Raw genomic sequence first — 20,274 nt, 5'->3', positions numbered from 1 at the left:
AGTTGTCAGACAAGCAATGCTTCATCAAATTTGTGACAGGTTGTTTTGCCCTGATGTCATTGATCGTCTTCCCAATAGTTAAGACAGAAGAGACAGCTGAAAAAATATTTTTGATCATGAGCCATTAGCTCAGTCGGTAGAGCATCTGACTTTTAATCAGAGGGTCGGAGGTTCGAATCCTCCATGGCTCACCATTTTGACGCGGGTGTGGCGGAATTGGCAGACGCACTAGAATCAGGATCTAGCGCCTTTATGGCGTGGGGGTTCAAGTCCCTCCACCCGCATCATATGCGGAAGTAGTTCAGTGGTAGAACACCACCTTGCCAAGGTGGGGGTCGCGGGTTCGAATCCCGTCTTCCGCTTTTCTCTGCCGGGGTGGCGGAATTGGCAGACGCACAGGACTTAAAATCCTGCGGTAGGTGACTACCGTACCGGTTCAAGTCCGGTCCTCGGCACCATATTGGCGCCCGTAGCTCAATTGGATAGAGCGTTTGACTACGGATCAAAAGGTTAGGGGTTCGACTCCTCTCGGGCGCGCCATATACGGGAAGTAGCTCAGCTTGGTAGAGCACATGGTTTGGGACCATGGGGTCGCAGGTTCGAATCCTGTCTTCCCGACCAGGAATTTAAAGGGGCCTTAGCTCAGCTGGGAGAGCGCCTGCTTTGCACGCAGGAGGTCAGCGGTTCGATCCCGCTAGGCTCCATCCAAATATTTATTTATACAACCAATTCCAATAATCCGCTGAACCTTAGGGAGATTCCTAAGGTTTTTTTTATTGCCCATGAAAAATGGACATGCCTGGCGCAGGTCGTTAAAAATTGCATATCACAATAAATTGATTGTTGAGGAAGCCAATCGGCGATATCATTGTGCTTGGTTATTTCTCACACTGACAGTTCGGAATGTCGAGGGAGGAGAGCTTCGCCAAACGATTTCCGATATGATGAAGGGGTTTAATCGTTTGACGAAGTACAAGCGATTTGATGCAGCCGTCCTTGGGTATTTTCGAGCTTTAGAAATCACGAAAAATCATGAAGAACATACATATCATCCACATTTTCATGTGTTATTACCAGTAAAGAAAAGTTATTTCACAGGCAAGTTATATATTAGTCAAAAAGATTGGACAAGCCTTTGGAAAAAGGCAATGAAACTTGATTACACGCCGATTGTACATATACAGCGGGGCAAAGGGAAAACCAAGATTGATGCTGAACAGATCGAGAGTGAAGTGCGAGAGGCTATAGAGGAGCAAAAAGCTGTTTTGGAAATTTCAAAGTACCCTGTGAAGGATACAGATCTTGTCCGCGGCAACAAGGTGACTGAAGACAATTTGGATACGGTCTACTATCTGGACGACGCGCTGTCGGCTCGGCGACTAATCGGATATGGTGGCATTTTGAAGGAGATACATAAGGAAATGAATCTCGGTGATGCAGAGGACGGCGATCTGGTTAAGATTGAGGAAGAAAATGATGAGGTGGCAAACGCTGCATTTGAGGTTATGGCTTATTGGCATCCTGGCATAAAGAATTACATAATCAAGTAAGAAAAGCAGGCCTAGAGCCTGCTTTTCTTACTAAGGTAGATGTTTTTTTAACTTTTTGTCCCATCCTGTAAAGACCATTATTGCCGTTATTGGTAGCCCTAATGCCATAACAAAAATCAAAGATACATTTTCAGATGGACCTAAGATTAAATAAATCAATAACATTATAGCCGCGAGGCTAATATAACTTTTTAAAAATGCTATCAGTGAGTTTTTATTCATAATCTCGCCCCATTTTAAATTATTTTACAATCGTGTATTTTATTTGTACTGAATAGGATGTATGGTAATTTTTATAATCAGTTATTTTTAATCTCTTTCCTTTTTTTGCAGCATTTATAACTTCTTTTTTATAAAGAGAATTAGAACTCAGTTGTGTTGCTAATGCAGAAGCCCATCCAGCAACTCCACCCCATTTAGTAGCAATAGCTAAAATAACAATTTTTAGATTACTATTACCTTTTATTGCTTTCATATTATTAGCCAACTCTTTATTGAGCTTTGGATAAAGTATAAGACCCTACTACAACTCTCTTTTCTGCTGCATGAGCAACATTACTTGATTTATTAAATCCCAAAAAACTTGTTGATCCTAACAGAGGTGGGGCAACCAATAAAGCTACCAATATAATCTTCACTAAAAAACCAAATTTCTTCTTTTTCACAATCATAGCATTATCTCCTTTACTTTCACACTCTTTTTCAATCAAAAAACATCCTTTCCTGGAATTATATGGGCCCATATACTACTACTATAAACAAATATAAGTCTTTTTTGGGATACTTTGGATATGATTTAATTAGAATTAGTCGAAAATTTAGAAGGGTTTGAATTAAAGATAGGAAAAAACGTTTTACTTTTTATAACGTGTGGTTTTTGGGATTGATAATGTACAACATTAGAGAGCATACTTCCTTTGCTACAGCGACGATTATTTTAGCTGCTTTCATTGCTGTTTGTTTGATGCTTGAGGTGGTTTGGAAAAGATATAAAAAAGACTTAGAAGAATACGAGAAAGATTTTAAAAAAGCTATCAGAGAACAAAATGCTATTTTGGAAGTTTCTAAGTATCCAGTCAAAGATACGGATGTCATTAAAGGGAATAAGGTCACGGATGAAAATGTGGAAACCGTTTTGGTGTTAGACAACGCCTTGGCATATAAGCGATTAATCGGTTATGGTGGTTTGCTGAAACAGATCCACAAGGAATTGAATTTGGGAGATGCAGAAGATGGAGATTTAGTCTATATCTCCGAAAATGACGAAGTAGCAAACGGTGCTTTTGATGTGATTGGCAAGTGGCATATCGGTTTAAAAAATTATGTGATAAAGAGAGATTAATAGGGTGTAGAAAATTAGAGATACAGAAGATACGGGAGATGATTTTCGTATCTTTTTTTATTGCTCGGCGGGTCACTAGAGGGAAGAAGGTGACGCATGGCGGTTGTCAATTAAAATGTGCGGTAGCGGACCGAAGGGAGCATAAGGAGCACATTTTTTTGTGTTGCTTAACATAGTGCTTTGAAGCCGTTAGTATGATCCGAAAAGTGTATAGCGATGGGGGCAAACAAAACTATCGATATCGATCGAAACATAAAAAATGGGAGAATTTCTAATAAATCGCTAAATATGGTTGATCAATGGTATATTTGGTAATATTATTTAATTGATCAGATGAAGAGAAAGTGAGAGTTTAAATATGAGTTCAGCTATACAATGGCTCAGCAGCTTCATTATTTTTTAGGAAAAATTTAAGAAAATAGATAAACATCGCGTAATGAACATTGTTTCTAAATTTCGTTTTATGGTTTTATTGATGAGGTGCAGACTATGTCATATGTAAGAATTTTTTTTCTTATTGCAATCAATGCTTTAAGAGCATATCAAAGCAATTTGTATGAAAAATTTGAAAAAATTTTACCTGAATTTAAATATCTGGCGAAATATTATATATACTTTTATGCAGCGTCAAATATTTTATTATTAGGGATTATTCTTTTACTAGACCCTTCTCAAAATGTACATATTCATCGTATATTAAATGACTATAAATGGGAAATTTTAATCGCAAAATATTTAATGGAATTATTTGTCATTATAAATTTGTTAAGATTTGAAGTTCCAAAAGGATTTAAAAAAGTTTATGGATTAATACCGTCTATTTTTTATGTAATCACTGCTAATTTTAAAAACGTTTATACATGGATACTGATACAGTTTATATATTATACATTTTTAGATAAACAACTTTTTTTGATCTTATTTATTTTAAGCTGTATAATCATTTATCTTTCTTTGTTTGCTAAAATATCAGAATTTCAATACATATTAAATATTTTAAAAATGGCTCGTCTCATGTTTGTAATATTGTTAAGTTATCAAATCATTCAAGAAGTATCGCAAAAAGCAGGTTTTAGCTTCGCGAGTGCAAGCAATAAAATCGAGGTTTTATTATTTTTATGGGTGGCTTTTCTATTAATTCTGTTAATATCTAACTATTTTTTATTAAGATATATTAAAGCTACTACACGAATTTTCCAGGAAAAACAATTAATCCATTATTTCAAACTATTTTTTATACCCTTCATATTTTTGACTTTGATACAGATCACATCCAGCTTGTTTGTTTTCATCAGCAATATCGAAGAATCACTGATAATCATATCCTATTTAATTTCATCTCTTTTTGTAAAAATCAAATTTATTGATTTTTTAACTATGGAAACTTATGGTTATTATTTGTTTTATTTAAAGTCTTTAGACAAAAAAATTCAATCTGAGTTTATGATGAATATTAACTTAAATAATTTCTTCTTATTATTGCCCGTTTTACTATTTCACCTCTGTTATCTCATTTTAAATCAGCAATATATTTATGCTTTCCTGCTGATGCTTGTATACATATTAGACATTAAGGCAGATGAACTAATCATTTTAATCACGAGAAAAATATTGAAGAAAAGTGAATTGCCTAATTTGTTTATACACACAAAAAAAGGTTTATCCAACGTATTATTAATAGCGTTTGTTCCCAGTGCCATTATTAGCATTCTTGTAAACAGTAGCAGCATAAAGAGCTCCAGCTTAGCTACAACGATGTTGCTGCTCGTTTCCGTCATACTATTTTGTGTGTCAATATTGGCGCATTATTGGAGGAAGAGCTTTTTTGACGAATTACATAAGTGAGGTAAAAAATAAATGTTAGAAATTAAAAATTTAACGTATAGCATAGGGGAGAAAAAAATTTTAGATCATATATCTTTTTCAATACCTGAAAATGAAGTGACAGCCATTGTCGGGCCAAATGGCGTGGGCAAAACTACAACCGTGCAAATATTGTCGAATATAATCAAAACGGAAAATGCTTCTGTTAAGAGCTTAAATCGTAATAAGAAAATCGTTTACTTGGATATTGAATATTTAGTTTTTGATGAATTGACAGCACAAGAGTTTCTCGAGTTACATTCACGAATTCATAATAAAAATAAAGAAGAGCTTGAAGAGCTATTAAACGAATTTGAAGTATTGAATATTAAAGAATTTTTACCGAACAAGTTAAAGGGTCTTTCTTTAGGGCAAAAGCAAAAATTGATTATATTAATGGGATTTATGTCCAATGCAGATATTTTAATATTTGATGAGCCATTTAACGGTTTAGATTATAAATCTGAAATGAATTTTAAAGAGCTGCTCAGAAAAAATAAGTTTAACTTCACAATTATCATCACTACCCATAATTTTCATGATATCGAAAGGTACACTAAGCAGTGCATTGTGATGGAAGATAGCAAAACGATTAAGCAGATTACAAACGTAAATACTCAAAGTTATAAAAAAAATATATTTCATTATTTAGATTTAGAACAGGAGCAGTATAGATGAATCGTCAGTTCGTCATAAAAAGGGAAGAGTTCATGAAAATTCCTCTGCTTATATTTGGTTTTTTATTGGCAGGATTCTTCTTTGGCGCATTATTAGAAGTCGATTTAAAAAGGGAAGCTCTCGATCTAAATTTTATTGATATTTTTTTCAATAACGCCTCAATCGGCATTATGTTAGTTCTGCTAACAAGTTTCATATCTTATCCGATTATTTTATATAATTCATTTTTTTTAGGGTTAAACATATATTTTGGCATAGAGCTCTTTGGCGTATATAAAACTTTCATGACTTTAATTTTCCATACGCCGATAGAAATAGTAGGATGGATCATATGTATCATCGCTTCGAAAAGAATGAAAGATTTTTATAAAACTGTGTTAAAAAAAGAAATAAACAAAGAAAATATAAAGGCTGTTTGTATGTTATTGCTGACAATGATAGCTGTTTACTTTGTTGCAGCCATAGTGGAATATTATGCTTTTGAATTTCTGGGGGGACATAAATGGTTAAATTAAAAGCAAATGAAAAAATATTATTAATACTGTTTACGCTTTGGTATTTATTATCCATACAATTTATCAGTCAATACATGATCATGAATCAAGGCAGTGTAATCTATGAAAAGAACATTTTTAAAACGAAAGAAATCATGTTTGTATTCCTAAATTTTGTCATAATGATCTTTTCGATTGTTTTTCTTTTCTTTCAAGCTTTTATCTATCGATTTATCATACTATTATTTAAACCGCAGAAATATCCATCAATATTTTCAAGCTTTTTTTATTTAATGATTGGATATTTGCCATTTTCCATTACGATCATTATCACAAACTTTATTCATCAAGAGTATGTTTACAATATTTCAACGAATATATACGCAAAAATTTTCATAACGATTATTGTAAACGTAATATATATATTCATCATTGTTAAAAAAAATATCATCGATTCCAAAAAGGCGCTATTATTGTGTATGTTTTTAATCGTAATAAATGCTCTAGTTTTATTCATTAATTTCAATTCACTATAAAAAACGATCGCATGATCATTGACTGTTTTCCAGAGGAACTTTGCAAAATATATGAGAGGATATGAAAATGGTTAATGAAATAAAAATGTATTTTTCTCGTCACAAACCAATTTATGTTATACTTGCTGCAATCATGATAGGATGCGGACTGCAATATTTCATACTTAGCAATGAGAATATGAAGTCTGTACAGGATGCTTTATCGGAAGAATCGGAGTCATTGATTTTCCAAAGCTTCTCTGTCGATATCATTGCCCTAATTGCCTTGCTATATTATATTTTTTGCTCTGCTAATTCAATCATGAAAGATGGAGTTTTTGAAAAAAATAAAAGCACCCGTAAAATGATTTTACATAAAATATACGCTTCTTATTTGTTCGTATTTATTTGCAACGGAATCATTGTATTATCGACTAGCATAATCGTTATCATACTTTATGGATTTCATCATGATATTTTTTATCATGCATTGTTATTACTTATTGCGAAGTCCTATACCGCAATTTTTTATGTAACATGATCTATGTTTTTGGCTGTTCTATTCAAAAGTATATGTTTATTTTTTCCATGCTTTTTGTTGTGGAGATTGCAAAAATTGCGGTTTTTGCATTTCTGCGTAAATTTGCTGTTTTTGATTACGTTATATTCAATCATTTAGATATTTCTTCTTATTTCCATTTGCCGTCTTCGGGAATTGATAAGGGATATAACATATTATTTTCCATTGCCATATATTTAGCGTATATATTCCTTCTGCAAGCTTTGAGTGTTTATATATTCAACAAGAAAAGAGAGCGTGTAACCTATTAATTAACATTTATCGTTGTTATGGATGGCATTATCACCATTGTAAAGATTTTGAAAAGGCCGTTTAGCTCGCTAGGCTAGCTGTTAAAAATACTTTGGCTTCATATCAAAAGAAAAGTCAGACCTGTTCTCTTTTGTCCATTATATGATTAACTGAATATACCAATGGAAAATTTCCGTTTCATAAAAATATGAAAGCACGGCTCCAATACTTATGAAAGGTCCGAATGGTATCGCCGATTTACGGCTTAATTGTTTCGTGATGATGCCAAATAGACCGAATAATGCACCAATTAAGGTAGACAGGAAAAAAGCTAATAACACTCCTTTCAGACCTAAAGCATATCCTAAAACAGCAAATAGTTTAATATCTCCGCCTCCCATTCCGCCATTGCTTACAATGGCAATGATATAAAGAAGGATAAAACCGACAGTCATTCCAATTATCGAATCATACCAAGGATGAAGCGGAATCCAGATCCGCAAGAAAATAAATAGAACGAAGAAAAAGATTAAAATTCGATTCGGGATCAATTTGTAAGATAAATCACTCACCGTAATAATGATAAGAAGTGAAACAAAGGGTAGTGCTACTATAAGCTCCTTGCTAAATCCAATTTTGTAAAAACTAAAAACAAATAGTAAACCTGTAAACAGCTCCATCACTGGGTAAATAGCCGAAATCGGTACACGGCAGCTGCGGCATTTTCCTTTCTGAAGCACATATGAAAAGATGGGTATTAATTCATACCAGGATAAGAAATGGCCACAATGCGGGCAGTGCGACCTCGGCTGAACGATTGAGCGTTTTTTCGGGACGCGAAGACCGACAACATTAAAAAAAGACCCGAAAATGATTCCGATAACAAAGAAAAAAAGGTAAACGAAAACCATTGCCAAACTCCTCGTACATTAGTATTCAGGGCTGTTTTTACCATTTTGCGATTCCTTATTTGTTTCTGATGAATGACTTTTATCTGTTGAATCAAAATAAAAAGTAGTTAATTGAATTTCCATCGTAATGGTTTGATTCGTTTCGTCCTCTAAAAGCTCCTTTTCCCCCGGTTTCGTAAATGAAAGGACGTCCACTCGGGTGATTCGCTCCAATTTTTCTATTTCTTGTAGGAATTGTAAAAAATGCTTGAAATCTGGTGAAACAACCGACAGATTAAAGGTAATTAGTTTCACGTTTTTATATTTTTCTTTCTCTGTCGATTCGTTCGAAGCTGATTGGTTTTCGCTTTGATTAGACGGAGCATCCGTATTTTCATTTTCAGATTGATTAGTTGCAGACTCCATTTCGGCTGATTCATTTTGCTCCTTATTTTCGTTCGTATCGTTCGTATCTGTTTTATTGTTTTCCGATAATAATTCCGATTCAGACAGCGTTTGCTCATCCTGAAAGGAAATGTTCTGGATTTGGCTGCCGCTGACGTATTCCGCTTCCTGTAAATCAAGCAGCAGCTGGTCCATATTGCGGCTTAACGGCATTTTTTTCTCTAATTGAGCAGTATTTTCTTCCTTATCCGTTTTACTTTTATTCAATTGTGCTTCCAATTGCTTCATTTCCACTTCAAGCTGATTGGCATCTAACTGTGCAAGCGCAACATCGTCTTTCAAAGGCTTTACCGTATACATATACACAACGCCAATAAGCAAAAACAGTAAAATGATTAAACAATAAAAAAAGATTTTCCTTTCTTGGAGGAAATCACTCATCTTCTTCACCCCCGTTTTCGTCCTCTAACGCCGAAGAATGAGTCTCAAGAATAATATTCACATCATATCTCGGAATCTCCTTGAACATTTCTTCATCCACTTGTTCATCTGAAGCTTCTTCAAATGTGAAGGTTTTAATTTCTTTGATCCTTACATTTGTAAAAAGAGGGGAAGAGACGAGCTTTGCAACATAAGATGCGGCAACATCCAATGATTCGAATTGGGTTTGGATCGTCAATTGTTTATTTTCATATTCATAATGGCTTAAATAGCTATGATTTGGCAGCAATTCCAGCAATTCTTCAATGAGATGTGAGGTAGGTGCGGTCAATTCCTCTGCTTTAGCGACCGCTTCTTCTAAGCTGCCTGATTGTCCATTTTTTTGATTTTCTACTTGAGTTTCTAAAATTTCCTTATCCATTTTTAAATTTTCGATTCTCGTATCGGCCAGTTTTTTCTCATTTTTCGTATGAATATATTGATAAATAACGATCGATAAACAGATTAGCCAAATAACAAGAAAAGAGATAAAAATAATCAAAACCGTCGAACTTTGTCTTTCGGATTTCGGCAATAAATTTATTTCAGGGATCACTTAACTTCCCCCTTTCAAGGCAAGCCCTAAAGCAGGTATAAAATGACGAGGAACTTTATCCATTTTTTCAGGAGAAAGGTAAGCATCTAAAATCGTAACGGGAATTTGAAATTGACCTTCTATTTTTTTTCTAATCAAATCTAAGTTTGGAAAATCTCCTAACAGCATAATTTTCGATACAGCTTTCTGACCTTTATGAATGGAGTAGCGGTAAAAATTCATCATCCGCTCCAATTCCATTATTTGATCATCAATTAAACTTAAAAATTGCGCTTCGTCACCATTATACGTCCAGGTGAGCAGATCATCATCGTATTGGGAGCTTGTCCAATCGTTCATTTGAATATCTAAATCTTGAAATCTTAAAAATTCAGGCTGGTTCTCCGAAAAAATACTGATCATGATTGAGTTTAAATTCAACTCCAAAAATAAATATGCTTCATCTGTATTTTTTGTCATATATGTATATTGGAAATACCGATATACGCCGATGGAACGAATATCAGCAGCTACTGGCTTCAGTCCTGCATCAATTAAAATTTCCGTATATTTTCTCATTTCATCTTCTGGAACGGCAAAAAGAAGCCCTTCGCGTTCTGTTTGGGTATCAGCCTTTCCAGGCAATGGTGATACATCAAAGATTGGATTGTCAAATGGAAGATAAAGTGTATGTCCTAATTCCATAATAAAGTGACCGTTGATTTCTTTATCTTTTAAATGAGCAGGAAACTTTACCTTTCTCATAATGACAAGGGAATCAGGCGCATAAAACTGGACATTCCGCCTTTTGATTCCCCACTCTTTGACGGTCTCCTTCATAAAATGATAAAACTCCATCTCATCAAGAATTCGCCCATGCTCTAGCAGGCCGTTCGGTATAGACTTTTCTTTGAAATGTTTAATATTTGTTAAATCTCCGCCGGAATGATCCACCATCCGAAGCGCGTAATCATCGATGACTAAGTTGATTGTTTTTTTAGCCGAAAGAAAAGTGAGCATAGGCGAACCCTCCTGTGACCAAATATTTTTGCAAAGAGAAATACTTCAGCTTTTGATAGAAAGTATTCAGGCAAATTATTATGTTTACATGTTCCAAGTTTACAACGAAAAAGATTCTTTAGTTATTATCTAAGTATTTCCGTAATTCTCCTTCAGTTGCACTTTTATCATTATCCTTATCAGCTATATCAACTGCAGGATGACCATAAATTTTCCATTTATTGTCTTCAAATGAAACTTTGAAATTTGGATTAGCTGTTTCAAAATCAATATACTCTTCAAGTTCATCGGCAGTATAAGTTTTTGAACCAGAAGTATTATCTTTTGCATATTTTAGCTTGGCAGCTGAAATAATATTTAATGCCTCTGATACATCAGCCCGTTCTTTAGAATTGCCAATGACATTTGCGATAATCGGGATTGCAATAGCTAGTATGATTGCAATGATGATAATAACAGCCAATAGCTCAATTAATGTCATCCCTTTTTCTTTTTTGAGAAGTTTTACATGTTTTCTCATTTCATATTCCTCCTTTGTTTTTAGTTTTCATAAATTAACTTTCATAAAGCAAAACGGCAAGCGCTTGTCATGTTCCCGTAAACTTTATTAACTCGATTTCTTGATCACCTCCTAAAGGAATTTTTTGGAATCTAGTACAATACGTTTCTTTTAGACATGCTTTAATGCTGCAGGCTTCGTCATCTATTTACATTTGCTGATAAATGCTAAACATAGGAATCATAATGGCAAGAACAATCGTCCCAATGACAAAGGCTAAAATGACGATCATAATCGGTTCGATCAGCGATTTCAAAATTTCAACGCTGCGGTCAACTTCCGCTTCATAGAAATCGGCTATTTTGGTTAACATAAAATCTAATGAACCAGTCTCTTCGCCGATCGCCGTCATATGGGTGACGAGCGGCGGGATTACCCAGCTTTTTCTAAACGGCTCGGACAAGCGGTCTCCTTTTTCTAAACTATCACGTGCGTCCAACACAACTTTTCCAATGACTGGATTGTTGACAACCCGCTCGACAATAGTTAAAGCTTGTAAAATCGGCACTGAACTAGAAAAAAGGGATGATAATGTCCGCGTCATTCTTGCAATAGCTGATTTTTGCAGCAATTTGCCGAAAACAGGCATTTTTAACAAAATAACATGGACAGCGTAATAAAAGGTTTTATTGCTCTTCATCAACAAGCTGAAAGCAAGAATCGCTGCTAATAAGACAAGAAGTACAATCCACCAAAAGTTTTGAACTACATGGCTTGCGCCAACTACGAATTTCGTAATGGCAGGCAGTTCGCTATCAAATTGGGCAAAAATTTCGGTGAATTTAGGCACAATCGTTAGCATCAGAAACACAACAACTGCAATGATGATAATGATTAATGTGATTGGATAAGCAAGAGTTGATTGAATTTTTTTCTTCAAATCGTATTGCTTTTCAAAATAAGCCGCCAGCCTGTCCAATGTTTCGTCCAAACTCCCGCTGGCTTCCCCGGCGCGAACCATATTGACAAAAATGGCCGGAAAAATTTTCGGATATTTGCTCACCGCATCTGAAAAAGCATTTCCTGTCCGCAATTCCGTTTCAATCTCAGCCAATACTTTGGCCAATGCTTTGCTTTCCGTCTGCTTTGATAAAATATTCGTTGAATCTACAATAGAAACTCCTGCACGGATCAGTGTTGCAAATTGCCGGCAATAAATGACAAAATGCTGGTTTTTCACAGGTCTGCCAATCGATACTTCCTTATAGATCAAGCCTTTTGCTTCATTGATCTCACGGGGGCTTATTCCTTGTTCTCTTAATTTTGCTATCGCATTTGTTTTATTTAGTGCATCAATCGTACCTTTCTTTAGCTGTCCTGTTTTCGTACGACCGACATATTTATAGATAGCCATTTTCATCACCTTTATTGATATATGGCATGGCGCTTTCGTAAGAAATTTTTCCTGAGCTTAATAAGCTTTGAACGGACATTTCCAATGTATGCATTCCTTGAGCTCTATTCGTTTGCAAAACATTGTGGATTTGATGAATTTTTTCATTGCGAATCAAGTTTGAAATGGAAGGATTATTAATTAAAATCTCCGTTGCAACCGTTCGCCCGGATCCGTCCTTTAGCGGGAAAAGGCGCTGTGAAATGATTCCTTGCAAAACGTTTGCTACTTGAAGGCGAATTTGCCTTTGCTGATGGGGCGGGAACACATCTATGATCCGGTCGATCGTCTGAGCTGCACTGCTTGTGTGTAATGTGGCCAGCACTAAATGGCCTGTTTCAGCAGCAGTAATAGCTGTCGATATCGTCTCAAGATCCCGCATTTCCCCCACTAAAATAATATCCGGGTCTTGCCTTAAAGATGCGCGCAGTCCGTTTGCAAAGCTTTTTGTATCTGAACCAATTTCCCGCTGATTGATAATGGATCGCTTATGGGAATGAATATATTCTATTGGATCTTCTAATGTAATAATATGTTTGGAATAGTTTCGATTAATATAATCGATCATCGCTGCCAATGTCGTTGACTTACCTGAACCGGTTGGTCCCGTGACGAGAATTAACCCTTGGGGCTTTTCCATCAATTTCTCGACAATGGAAGGTATTTTAAGCTCTGCGATCGTTGGGATCTTCGTCGGTATGACCCGGATCGCGACACTTATATGATTGCGTTGGCGAAAAGCGTTTAATCGAAACCGTGAAATTCCCTCTAATTCATAGTTAAAATCAAGCTCGCCCTGCTGCTCGAACGTATCCCACATCGTCTCCGGAATAAGCTCTTTTGCCATTCTTTCCGTGTCGTTTTTAGACAATGAATGGTCTCCGTAAGGCTTTAGCTCGCCGTTTATGCGAAAAACCGGAGGAGAGTCGACAATTAAATGGAGGTCTGAAGCATGATCCGTAAAAGCTTTTTTAAGTAAATCTGATATATTGTATGACATGAAGCCCACCTCCTACTCGAGGACAGCGACGCGTAAAATTTCTTCTGTTGTCGTTAATCCCTCTTTTACTTTCAGCAAACCGTCATCGATTAAAAATTTTAATCCTTTTTCCCGCACAAAATTTTGCAAATAAGAAGTTGACGTATTATTCATGATGAGTTCACGAATCTCCGCATCGATCGGCAATACCTCTTGAATGGCTAGGCGCCCGCGGTAGCCGGTCATGTTGCAGCTTGGACAGCCTTTGCCTTTTGCAACCGTCTCGATTTCAAGGCCTCTATTCGCAAAAATTTCTTTTTCTCTTTCAGTCGGGCGGACGATTTCGCGGCAATCCCGGCACACTCGTCGAACTAAACGCTGGGCTACAATGCCAATGATTGAAGACGATATGAGATACGGTTCAATACCCATATCGATTAATCTCGTTAAAGCAGCAACTGCACTATTCGTATGTAGGGTACTTAATACTAAATGACCTGTAAGTGACGCCCGAATGGCAATTTGTGCTGTTTCTGTATCACGAATTTCGCCGATCATAATAATATCCGGGTCCTGGCGCAAAATCGAGCGAAGCCCATTGGCGAATGTCAGGCCGATATCTTCATTTACTTGAATTTGATTGACTCCTTCGATCTGGTACTCGACAGGATCTTCAACCGTGATGATATTTACATCCTCTGAATTTAACTGATTTAAAGCAGCATACAATGTCGACGACTTTCCGGATCCTGTAGGTCCAGTGATTAATATTATTCCATTTGGCTGATTTAGCATAGTAATAAATTTTTCCAAATTTTCATCTGTAAAACCGATTTTTTCCACACTGTTTAATACATTGCTTAAATCAAGAATCCGCATCACGACTTTTTCACCAAAAATTGTCGGCAGCGTGGCGACACGAATATCCACCGGTTTAAAATTAATCGTTGTTTTAATTCGGCCGTCCTGCGGCAATCTATTTTCTGTAATATTTAAGTTTGCCATAATTTTAATCCGGGCAATGATGACATTTTGCATATGTTTTGGCAGTGACCGCTCTAAACGTAAAATGCCGTCGACCCGGTAGCGGACCTTTACGTCTGTTTCTTGCGGGTCAAAGTGGATATCACTGGCACGCTGGGCAAGACCGTTGGCAATGATTTGGTTGACAAGACGAACAACAGGAGAATCTTCATCCGTTACTTTTGCTTCATCCATTGAATCCTTTGGTGAAAGATCACTCATGATCTCTTCCATCGATTCTTGAAGATCATAATATTTTGTGATCGTTCGATATAATTCATCTTTTGTCGCAATAGCGGGTTCAATATGGCATCCTGTTGCCATTCTCAATTCTTCTATAGCAAAATAGTCCATCGGATCCGCCATTGCAACAAAAAGTTTATTTTTATCTTTTCGGATTGGCATCACATAATGCCTTTTTGCCAGCTCTTTTGGAATTAATTGAAGAACATCCTGATCAATTGGATATTGATAAATATTAATATGCGGTATTCCTAATTGGAACTCCAATACTTCAATCAGCTGCTGCTCGGTAATAAAACCTTCTCTCAGCAGGGCATCCCCTAATTTTTCATCCGGTGACTTATTTTTTAATGTTTGGTTTAATTGTTCATTTGTAATGAGTCCAGCTTCTAAAAGCAAGTCTCCTAAACGCTTTCTAGACAATTTCCGTTCACCTCCAAAGATGCTGGCTTTATCATATTCATTCAGATTTCCTTTTCTCTAACGGCGTTGCCTTTATTTCACATATTCCGGCTCTTCCTCCACACTTTCCTCCATTAATTGCTTTTCGTATTCCTCTTCGCTTTGAAAACGGTCTTGCCCCATGCTTTCAGTCCCGTCGGTACCATTGTCCGTATTTATATCCTTTTGCTTCGTTTGGTCCGTATTTGTTGAATGATCAGCATTTGCATTACTAGGATCCGCTTGGCTACTATTCGTATTTGTATCGTCCGAATTCGTTTGGTCATTTTCGTTATTCGCATTATTATTTTGATTTTCAGAAGAAGGTAATGCTAATAAAATGATTTCAGGTACAGGCAAGTAAAAGTCAGTGCTAATCAACTCACGGGAAAGCTCCGCGCCGTTTTCGGCTACTGACACTCGGTATACTTCCACTCGCTGACCATTTACACCGTTTTGTATAACGCGCTTGCAGCATGGCTGTAAATCCTTTTTATAACGATAGATGGTGCGATAATGAATATCTTCTTTATTTTCAATTTTGTATTGATATTTTGTTTTTTGAGGTGCGGACAAGATCGCCATTTTCAATTTTGATCCGTTTTTTTCAGCTTGAATTGTGTATATATAAGGTCCAGGATTTGAAACGACGAAATCTTTATCATCTGTTTGACTGACTTTTGCTTCAATCCCTGCTTTTGAATAGGCCGGAATTACTCGCTGCGAATGGCGCTCAATAATCTCTACATTTGTTTGCAGGAGCAAAGAATACAGCATAGAAACGACGAAATTTCCATCATCCTCCCTAAAATAACTCACCTCATTTGCCACTTGTTGCAAAAACGAAAATGAATTTCCAGGTGTTATCTTTTTTCCATTTAATTCTTCTACTAACTCATCTAAAAAGATATAGTCTTTCGGAATATTCCAGCTTGCTTCAGCAATTACATCATTTTGTTCGTTTGCATCTGTTAAAACCGCTTGAATGTTATGTTCTCCTAAATAAGAGGCCGTTGTTTCAATGTTGTCTATCGTTTTGACTTTATCAATATGGTTCGGCCATTCTGAAAGTTCTTCATCCGTTATATTCACTTTTACAACCAACGGCAGATCAACTGATTTTTTTTTAATAAAGAAGGCATACCACGGTGTTTTTGTTTTTTCGAGCAATTGATCCATCGTTTGATTCAGGTCATACTGAATATCTTCAGATGGAATGGTTAATATTTCCGTGGGTGATTCAATCGTCATATCACTTTGATTTTTCCACTCATTGATCTTATCTGATAAAATGTCTTTAGCTTCATCAACAGTCATTCCACCGACATCAATTCCTCCGACTGTAGAACCATCAGGAATTGTAAAGGCAGCGTTTGCGATATGGGGAGTTCCGAAACTAATGGTCGCAGCTGATATAGCGATTATGAAAGAAAAAAACAAAGCCATTAACCTTTTCATCCTGCTCATAAAGAACCTGCCTTTCTATGTATCATTTGTCTGATCAAGTTTAGAAGACTGAAACCGGCAAATAAATATATATTACTAAGGTTGACTTTTCATTTCAATGCCAATATTCGGGATCTTTTAGAAGCGCGGTTGATTGCGCAAGGCTCCAGTTCCTTAGAGCTTGTTTCTTCATCGTATGAGTAAAAGAAGAAGTACAATTGATTTGTCTAATTCAGCCTGTAAAAATATAAAATTTTACAAAATAGGTAAAAAATACAGCTTTATTTAGTTAAAAAGACCTATTTTGGAGCAAAATGAAAGCAACGAAGTTGAAATATTTTGTATAATAATAGCAAAATTACAGCAATTCATCCACAATAAAATGTAAAAATTTGAATAAATAGTAAAAATATTGTTTTCTTTTAGTCTAAAAGCCTTTATTTTGAAGTAAAATAAAAGTAATAAATAATGTATTTTTGTATAATCATAGCAAATTTTGGAGAGAAAAATTTTTACGGATTTAGTAAAAATGTTCCATATACTTACATTCTATTATTATGATTCGTTTAAGACAATGGTTTTTTAGTCAAAAAGTCCAATTTCAGAGGATATAGTTCCAATTCACTACAGCCATTGCGACTATTACTTAATATTTAAAAAAATGGGTGAATATTCTATGAAAATGAAGATTGTGAAGAAAATGGACGGGTTTACACTTGTGGAGATACTAATTTCTCTCGTCATTCTTTCCATCATTATTTTGGCATTTCTTAATCTTTTTGTTTTTACAAATAAAACAACTGTAGTAAACAATGATCAATTAGTGGCAATTCATCTGGCGAAATCAACAATGGAAAGAATTAAGATGAATCCTTTTTCTTATATTGATGAACCAGATAATGATCGCTTTAATCAGCCGCAAGTTTATACTTCTGACAGCTGCTCGAACCGTCCAGATCCCGATGAATGTGAACTTTTGTTTTCTCCACTTATAAATAATAAAACGTATGCAGTTCAAGTAACGGTCAGTCAAACTGCTAATGAAAAAGCGATTCGATTAATGAATGTACTTGTTGAAGTGAATTTACAAAATTCAAAAACACCCATTACTTCAAAGATTGAAGGGTATGTGAGCTATGAGTAAAAAAATCATATCTTCTAGTAAAGGAATTACGTTAGTAGAAGTTCTTTCAGTGGTTTTATTGGGTTCTGTTATCGGACTGATCGCTTACTCTGTTCTTTTTAGCGGATTAAAAACATATGACCGTGCTATGGAAGAAGCAGCATTGCGCGATGAAGCAGATTATATACTCGCCCATTTAATTGATGAGCTGTTTGTGTTAAAGGTTAGTGAGATTAAGGAGCGGAAATTGCCGGATCCAAGCGGGAATTACTTTTTGATCAAAAATGACGGCAGCAAAATTGGTTTTGATCATGAACATTCACGTGTAGTGATTAATAACAAAGAATTGTCGTTAACAAACGGAAATATCGTGCTTTCTCGCGAATCAAAATTGATAGAAACTGAACGAGAAGATGTGTTTGAAATTTTGTTAGTTTTACAATCTGCTAAAACACAGCAAACAATGAAACTGAAAAGTATTGTGAGCATTATTAATGATCGAAAAGGAGTGCAAAATAATGAAAATCTTAATGAATGAGAAAGGATACTCCTTGATCTTAACCATGTTGATCTTTTTACTATTTACAGTCTTGTCTGTTTCCGTTTTGACAGTTGCTTTATCTGGAGTGAAAAGAAATCAAACAAGCGAGGATTATGTTCAAGCTCGTGAATTAGCCAATAAAGGAATTGAACATATTACGAATCAGATTCAAAGCGATTTGAAAAATGAACTAGGAGAAGAAGGAATCACCCGCAGCGAGTTTATAACGAAATTAAATACGATTTTAAATCGCTATAAAGACGTGATAAATAGTGTTCACAATACTGGCGCAACTGGTGAATATCGAGTATATATACGAAATATAGAAAATGTAATAGAAAATGGTGAAGAAAACCCGCTAAAGAAGAAGATAACCTTTTTAAGCAGAGGATTTGTTGATGGCAAGGAAAAAACGGTTATTTCAGAAGTTGAAATTGGTGCACAATCTGTTTTGGAGACATTACATTATGCGCTCGGTGCCAACAAATTATGTAAAACTCCAAATGCCTGTATACCTGGTGAAGGAAATATGTTTTTGCACGGCGGAGTTTCGATCACAGGGGATATGAAGGTAGACGGGAATTTAATCATAACAAACCGAGGATATGCATATTTAAGTGGTGAGAAATGGATTGCGTCCGTTTACCCGAGCATTTTACCAACACAAGGAAAAGCAAACGCAAACTTACTACTTGGTGGAAATATTTTTACCTTTAATCATACCCCTCCATATGAACAACATATTACAACTTCTAATTTTGGAAGTTCTTATACAAAGCTAACAGATCGTATTGATGATGCTTTTTACAATCGGCAAGCCCCGGTTATTGTAAAAAGGCAGCCGATCCGTGATGACATTCAAATTCCTGCACAAAAATCGGTTTTTTATTATAAACATAATTCTCCCGGTGTAACGATCATAAAAGCTAATAATAGAATAATCTCAAACCAAAATCGCCCTAATGACAAAGTTTATGCGAGTCATGATGAATGTATTTTATGGTGTAATCAGAAATACGATGGAAATTACACATTTACTGGGAATAATCTTTTTAAAAGCTTTGCCACTGCAGGTTCATTAACAATTCGCAATTCAAATAATCAATTCAGACAGACCACCTTTAAGGAGGGGGCCTATATAGAGAAAGATTTAACAATTGGCAACGGGTCTGATTCGTACAACCCAAATAATTATGACAAAATTCGGGTGGACGGCCCCATATTTGTGAACGGTGATCTGACGATTAGAGGGGCTGATGCGGAATTTAATTCTATTATGTATGTAATGGGGGATGTGACGATTGAATATTCGCGCATCAATGGATTAGGCCAAAACGGTTCGTTAATTATTTTTGCAAATGGAAATATAAACATTAGAAATAATAGCGTTAACCAGGATGAACCTAGTAATATTAAAGGGTTTTTCTATTCAGAACAAGCATTAGAAATGTTTGGAGTTGGTTCAAATATTCGTATAGAAGGAGGAATATCAGCGAGGCGCATTGTTTTAAATGCGATAAGGGGACGGGCCAGCAATCAAAATTTTAGTGGGGCGCAAAAAATTACGAATAACGATTATTTTGAAGGTGCACAAAACCAAATAGGCAAGCCTTCTAGGCTGCAAATTATTTATGATCCGGAAATTATCAATACGTATGCAGATATAAAGTCTAGAGAGCCCGTTATTAAAAACTTAGATCCGCCTAAAATTATTAATCGTGACATAGAATAAATACCTTTCATCTTATTTTATTGCCGATATGACCGCCGCCTCTCGTGTATAGCGAAGGCGGTGGAGGAATCGGCCTCTTTTTTAGCTTTTTGTGATGTTTTTCCGTTGCAATACTTTCCGTTATGATCATAAAATGAAAAATTAAGAAATGACAGTCTAAAAGCCAATTTTTCGAGAAAATTGTCGAAAGCCGAAATGGATATTTTTGCTG

The 20,274-nt window shown here is 35.7% G+C and carries 19 protein-coding genes, 7 tRNA genes and 2 pseudogenes; 17 read left to right on the top strand and 11 right to left on the bottom strand.

Going from position 1 to position 20,274, the window contains the following annotated elements:
• The first annotated feature begins 118 nt into the window (after nucleotides 1–118).
• From NSQ61_RS15370 to NSQ61_RS15335, 8 genes and pseudogenes are all read left to right on the top strand, one after another.
• Nucleotides 119–194 (top strand) — tRNA-Lys (locus NSQ61_RS15370).
• A gap of 7 nt (nucleotides 195–201) precedes the next feature.
• Nucleotides 202–284 (top strand) — tRNA-Leu (locus tag NSQ61_RS15365).
• Nucleotides 285–290: 6 nt separating this feature from the next.
• A tRNA-Gly gene (locus NSQ61_RS15360) sits at nucleotides 291–362 on the top strand.
• A gap of 7 nt (nucleotides 363–369) precedes the next feature.
• A tRNA-Leu gene (locus NSQ61_RS15355) sits at nucleotides 370–458 on the top strand.
• A gap of 5 nt (nucleotides 459–463) precedes the next feature.
• Nucleotides 464–540, top strand: a tRNA-Arg gene (locus tag NSQ61_RS15350).
• A gap of 4 nt (nucleotides 541–544) precedes the next feature.
• Nucleotides 545–621: transfer RNA gene (locus NSQ61_RS15345), tRNA-Pro, on the top strand.
• Nucleotides 622–631: 10 nt separating this feature from the next.
• Nucleotides 632–704: transfer RNA gene (locus NSQ61_RS15340), tRNA-Ala, on the top strand.
• Between the two features lie 90 nt (nucleotides 705–794).
• Nucleotides 795–1,550, top strand: a pseudogene (locus NSQ61_RS15335) (protein rep); the annotation flags it as partial.
• A gap of 241 nt (nucleotides 1,551–1,791) precedes the next feature.
• Here the strand turns inward: NSQ61_RS15335 and NSQ61_RS15330 are convergent.
• A complete protein-coding gene (locus tag NSQ61_RS15330) occupies nucleotides 1,792–2,025 on the bottom strand; it encodes a hypothetical protein (RefSeq protein ID WP_066252204.1) in 234 nt (77 codons plus the stop codon).
• Nucleotides 2,026–2,041: 16 nt separating this feature from the next.
• Complete coding sequence (locus NSQ61_RS15325) at nucleotides 2,042–2,260, bottom strand: hypothetical protein (RefSeq protein WP_133309202.1); 219 nt, start codon at nucleotides 2,258–2,260, stop codon at nucleotides 2,042–2,044.
• 281 nt (nucleotides 2,261–2,541) lie between these two features.
• Here NSQ61_RS15325 and NSQ61_RS15320 point away from each other — a divergent pair.
• The 6 genes and pseudogenes from NSQ61_RS15320 to NSQ61_RS15295 form a co-directional block, all read left to right on the top strand.
• Nucleotides 2,542–2,892 (top strand): annotated as a pseudogene (locus NSQ61_RS15320) (protein rep); the annotation flags it as partial.
• A gap of 489 nt (nucleotides 2,893–3,381) precedes the next feature.
• On the top strand, nucleotides 3,382–4,737 hold the full coding sequence (locus NSQ61_RS15315; RefSeq protein ID WP_144597984.1) for a hypothetical protein: 1,356 nt from the start codon (nucleotides 3,382–3,384) through the stop codon (nucleotides 4,735–4,737).
• Nucleotides 4,738–4,749: 12 nt separating this feature from the next.
• Complete coding sequence (locus NSQ61_RS15310) at nucleotides 4,750–5,433, top strand: ATP-binding cassette domain-containing protein (protein WP_066247871.1); 684 nt, start codon at nucleotides 4,750–4,752, stop codon at nucleotides 5,431–5,433.
• A 32-nt stretch (nucleotides 5,434–5,465) separates the two neighbouring features.
• Nucleotides 5,466–5,948 carry a stage II sporulation protein M gene (locus NSQ61_RS15305; protein ID WP_161939799.1) on the top strand — a complete coding sequence of 161 codons (483 nt, stop codon included), beginning with the start codon at nucleotides 5,466–5,468 and terminating at the stop codon, nucleotides 5,946–5,948.
• The gene (locus tag NSQ61_RS15300) at nucleotides 5,936–6,463 is read left to right on the top strand and encodes a hypothetical protein (RefSeq protein ID WP_063387112.1); all 528 of its coding nucleotides are present in this window, start codon (nucleotides 5,936–5,938) and stop codon (nucleotides 6,461–6,463) included. Before NSQ61_RS15305 ends, NSQ61_RS15300 begins: the two co-directional genes overlap by 13 nt.
• 67 nt (nucleotides 6,464–6,530) lie before the next feature.
• Nucleotides 6,531–6,983: a hypothetical protein gene (locus NSQ61_RS15295; RefSeq protein WP_339229873.1), complete on the top strand. Its 453-nt coding sequence runs from the start codon at nucleotides 6,531–6,533 to the stop codon at nucleotides 6,981–6,983.
• A gap of 428 nt (nucleotides 6,984–7,411) precedes the next feature.
• Here the strand turns inward: NSQ61_RS15295 and NSQ61_RS15290 are convergent, their stop codons facing one another.
• The 9 genes from NSQ61_RS15290 to NSQ61_RS15250 form a co-directional block, all read right to left on the bottom strand.
• Entirely contained in the window at nucleotides 7,412–8,164 is a 753-nt protein-coding gene (locus NSQ61_RS15290; RefSeq protein WP_066247876.1) for a prepilin peptidase, read from the bottom strand.
• Nucleotides 8,165–8,182: 18 nt separating this feature from the next.
• The gene (locus tag NSQ61_RS15285; RefSeq protein ID WP_066247878.1) at nucleotides 8,183–8,989 is read right to left on the bottom strand and encodes a hypothetical protein; all 807 of its coding nucleotides are present in this window, start codon (nucleotides 8,987–8,989) and stop codon (nucleotides 8,183–8,185) included.
• Entirely contained in the window at nucleotides 8,982–9,584 is a 603-nt protein-coding gene (locus NSQ61_RS15280; protein WP_066247879.1) for a PilN domain-containing protein, read from the bottom strand. The genes NSQ61_RS15285 and NSQ61_RS15280 overlap by 8 nt, the downstream gene beginning before the upstream one ends.
• Nucleotides 9,585–10,583: a type IV pilus biogenesis protein PilM gene (gene pilM, locus NSQ61_RS15275; protein ID WP_066247881.1), complete on the bottom strand. Its 999-nt coding sequence runs from the start codon at nucleotides 10,581–10,583 to the stop codon at nucleotides 9,585–9,587.
• A gap of 118 nt (nucleotides 10,584–10,701) precedes the next feature.
• The gene (locus NSQ61_RS15270; protein WP_066247883.1) at nucleotides 10,702–11,103 is read right to left on the bottom strand and encodes a prepilin-type N-terminal cleavage/methylation domain-containing protein; all 402 of its coding nucleotides are present in this window, start codon (nucleotides 11,101–11,103) and stop codon (nucleotides 10,702–10,704) included.
• Nucleotides 11,104–11,290: 187 nt separating this feature from the next.
• Entirely contained in the window at nucleotides 11,291–12,496 is a 1,206-nt protein-coding gene (locus NSQ61_RS15265) for a type II secretion system F family protein (protein ID WP_066247885.1), read from the bottom strand.
• A complete protein-coding gene (locus NSQ61_RS15260) occupies nucleotides 12,483–13,535 on the bottom strand; it encodes a type IV pilus twitching motility protein PilT (protein ID WP_117017145.1) in 1,053 nt (350 codons plus the stop codon). Before NSQ61_RS15260 ends, NSQ61_RS15265 begins: the two co-directional genes overlap by 14 nt.
• Before the next feature lie 12 nt (nucleotides 13,536–13,547).
• Complete coding sequence (locus tag NSQ61_RS15255) at nucleotides 13,548–15,203, bottom strand: GspE/PulE family protein (RefSeq protein WP_082830256.1); 1,656 nt, start codon at nucleotides 15,201–15,203, stop codon at nucleotides 13,548–13,550.
• Between the two features lie 72 nt (nucleotides 15,204–15,275).
• Nucleotides 15,276–16,667 carry a G5 domain-containing protein gene (locus NSQ61_RS15250; protein ID WP_066247889.1) on the bottom strand — a complete coding sequence of 464 codons (1,392 nt, stop codon included), beginning with the start codon at nucleotides 16,665–16,667 and terminating at the stop codon, nucleotides 15,276–15,278.
• 676 nt (nucleotides 16,668–17,343) lie between these two features.
• On the opposite strand from NSQ61_RS15250, the gene NSQ61_RS15245 reads away from it, so the two are divergent.
• From NSQ61_RS15245 to NSQ61_RS15235, 3 genes are read left to right on the top strand one after another with little or no spacing between them, the layout of a single operon-like run.
• Nucleotides 17,344–17,811: a type IV pilus modification PilV family protein gene (locus NSQ61_RS15245; RefSeq protein ID WP_066247891.1), complete on the top strand. Its 468-nt coding sequence runs from the start codon at nucleotides 17,344–17,346 to the stop codon at nucleotides 17,809–17,811.
• On the top strand, nucleotides 17,804–18,328 hold the full coding sequence (locus NSQ61_RS15240; protein ID WP_066247892.1) for a hypothetical protein: 525 nt from the start codon (nucleotides 17,804–17,806) through the stop codon (nucleotides 18,326–18,328). Before NSQ61_RS15245 ends, NSQ61_RS15240 begins: the two co-directional genes overlap by 8 nt.
• Nucleotides 18,309–20,063: a hypothetical protein gene (locus NSQ61_RS15235; RefSeq protein WP_066247894.1), complete on the top strand. Its 1,755-nt coding sequence runs from the start codon at nucleotides 18,309–18,311 to the stop codon at nucleotides 20,061–20,063. The genes NSQ61_RS15240 and NSQ61_RS15235 overlap by 20 nt, the downstream gene beginning before the upstream one ends.
• Nucleotides 20,064–20,274 lie beyond the last annotated feature (211 nt).

The sequence above is a fragment of the Aeribacillus sp. FSL K6-1121 genome, from assembly GCF_038003725.1.
Taxonomy (GTDB): domain Bacteria; phylum Bacillota; class Bacilli; order Bacillales; family Aeribacillaceae; genus Aeribacillus; species Aeribacillus composti.
The sequence above is the reverse complement of the archived record's forward strand: the minus strand, read 5'-3'. Positions and strand labels throughout refer to the sequence as shown.

Bases quoted from the DNA above. Each gene is read 5' to 3' on its own strand.
- NSQ61_RS15305 (WP_161939799.1), top strand. From the start codon at position 5,466: ATGAAAATTCCTCTGCTTATATTTGGTTTTTTATTGGCAGGATTCTTC.
- NSQ61_RS15250 (WP_066247889.1), bottom strand. From the start codon at position 16,667: ATGGCTTTGTTTTTTTCTTTCATAATCGCTATATCAGCTGCGACCATT.
- NSQ61_RS15260 (WP_117017145.1), bottom strand. From the start codon at position 13,535: ATGTCATACAATATATCAGATTTACTTAAAAAAGCTTTTACGGATCAT.
- NSQ61_RS15310 (WP_066247871.1), top strand. From the start codon at position 4,750: ATGTTAGAAATTAAAAATTTAACGTATAGCATAGGGGAGAAAAAAATT.
- NSQ61_RS15240 (WP_066247892.1), top strand. From the start codon at position 17,804: ATGAGTAAAAAAATCATATCTTCTAGTAAAGGAATTACGTTAGTAGAA.
- NSQ61_RS15270 (WP_066247883.1), bottom strand. From the start codon at position 11,103: ATGAGAAAACATGTAAAACTTCTCAAAAAAGAAAAAGGGATGACATTA.
- pilM (WP_066247881.1), bottom strand. From the start codon at position 10,583: ATGCTCACTTTTCTTTCGGCTAAAAAAACAATCAACTTAGTCATCGAT.
- NSQ61_RS15330 (WP_066252204.1), bottom strand. From the start codon at position 2,025: ATGAAAGCAATAAAAGGTAATAGTAATCTAAAAATTGTTATTTTAGCT.
- NSQ61_RS15290 (WP_066247876.1), bottom strand. From the start codon at position 8,164: ATGGTTTTCGTTTACCTTTTTTTCTTTGTTATCGGAATCATTTTCGGG.
- NSQ61_RS15265 (WP_066247885.1), bottom strand. From the start codon at position 12,496: ATGGCTATCTATAAATATGTCGGTCGTACGAAAACAGGACAGCTAAAG.
- NSQ61_RS15245 (WP_066247891.1), top strand. From the start codon at position 17,344: ATGAAAATGAAGATTGTGAAGAAAATGGACGGGTTTACACTTGTGGAG.
- NSQ61_RS15285 (WP_066247878.1), bottom strand. From the start codon at position 8,989: ATGAGTGATTTCCTCCAAGAAAGGAAAATCTTTTTTTATTGTTTAATC.
- NSQ61_RS15235 (WP_066247894.1), top strand. From the start codon at position 18,309: ATGAAAATCTTAATGAATGAGAAAGGATACTCCTTGATCTTAACCATG.
- NSQ61_RS15300 (WP_063387112.1), top strand. From the start codon at position 5,936: ATGGTTAAATTAAAAGCAAATGAAAAAATATTATTAATACTGTTTACG.
- NSQ61_RS15295 (WP_339229873.1), top strand. From the start codon at position 6,531: ATGGTTAATGAAATAAAAATGTATTTTTCTCGTCACAAACCAATTTAT.
- NSQ61_RS15315 (WP_144597984.1), top strand. From the start codon at position 3,382: ATGTCATATGTAAGAATTTTTTTTCTTATTGCAATCAATGCTTTAAGA.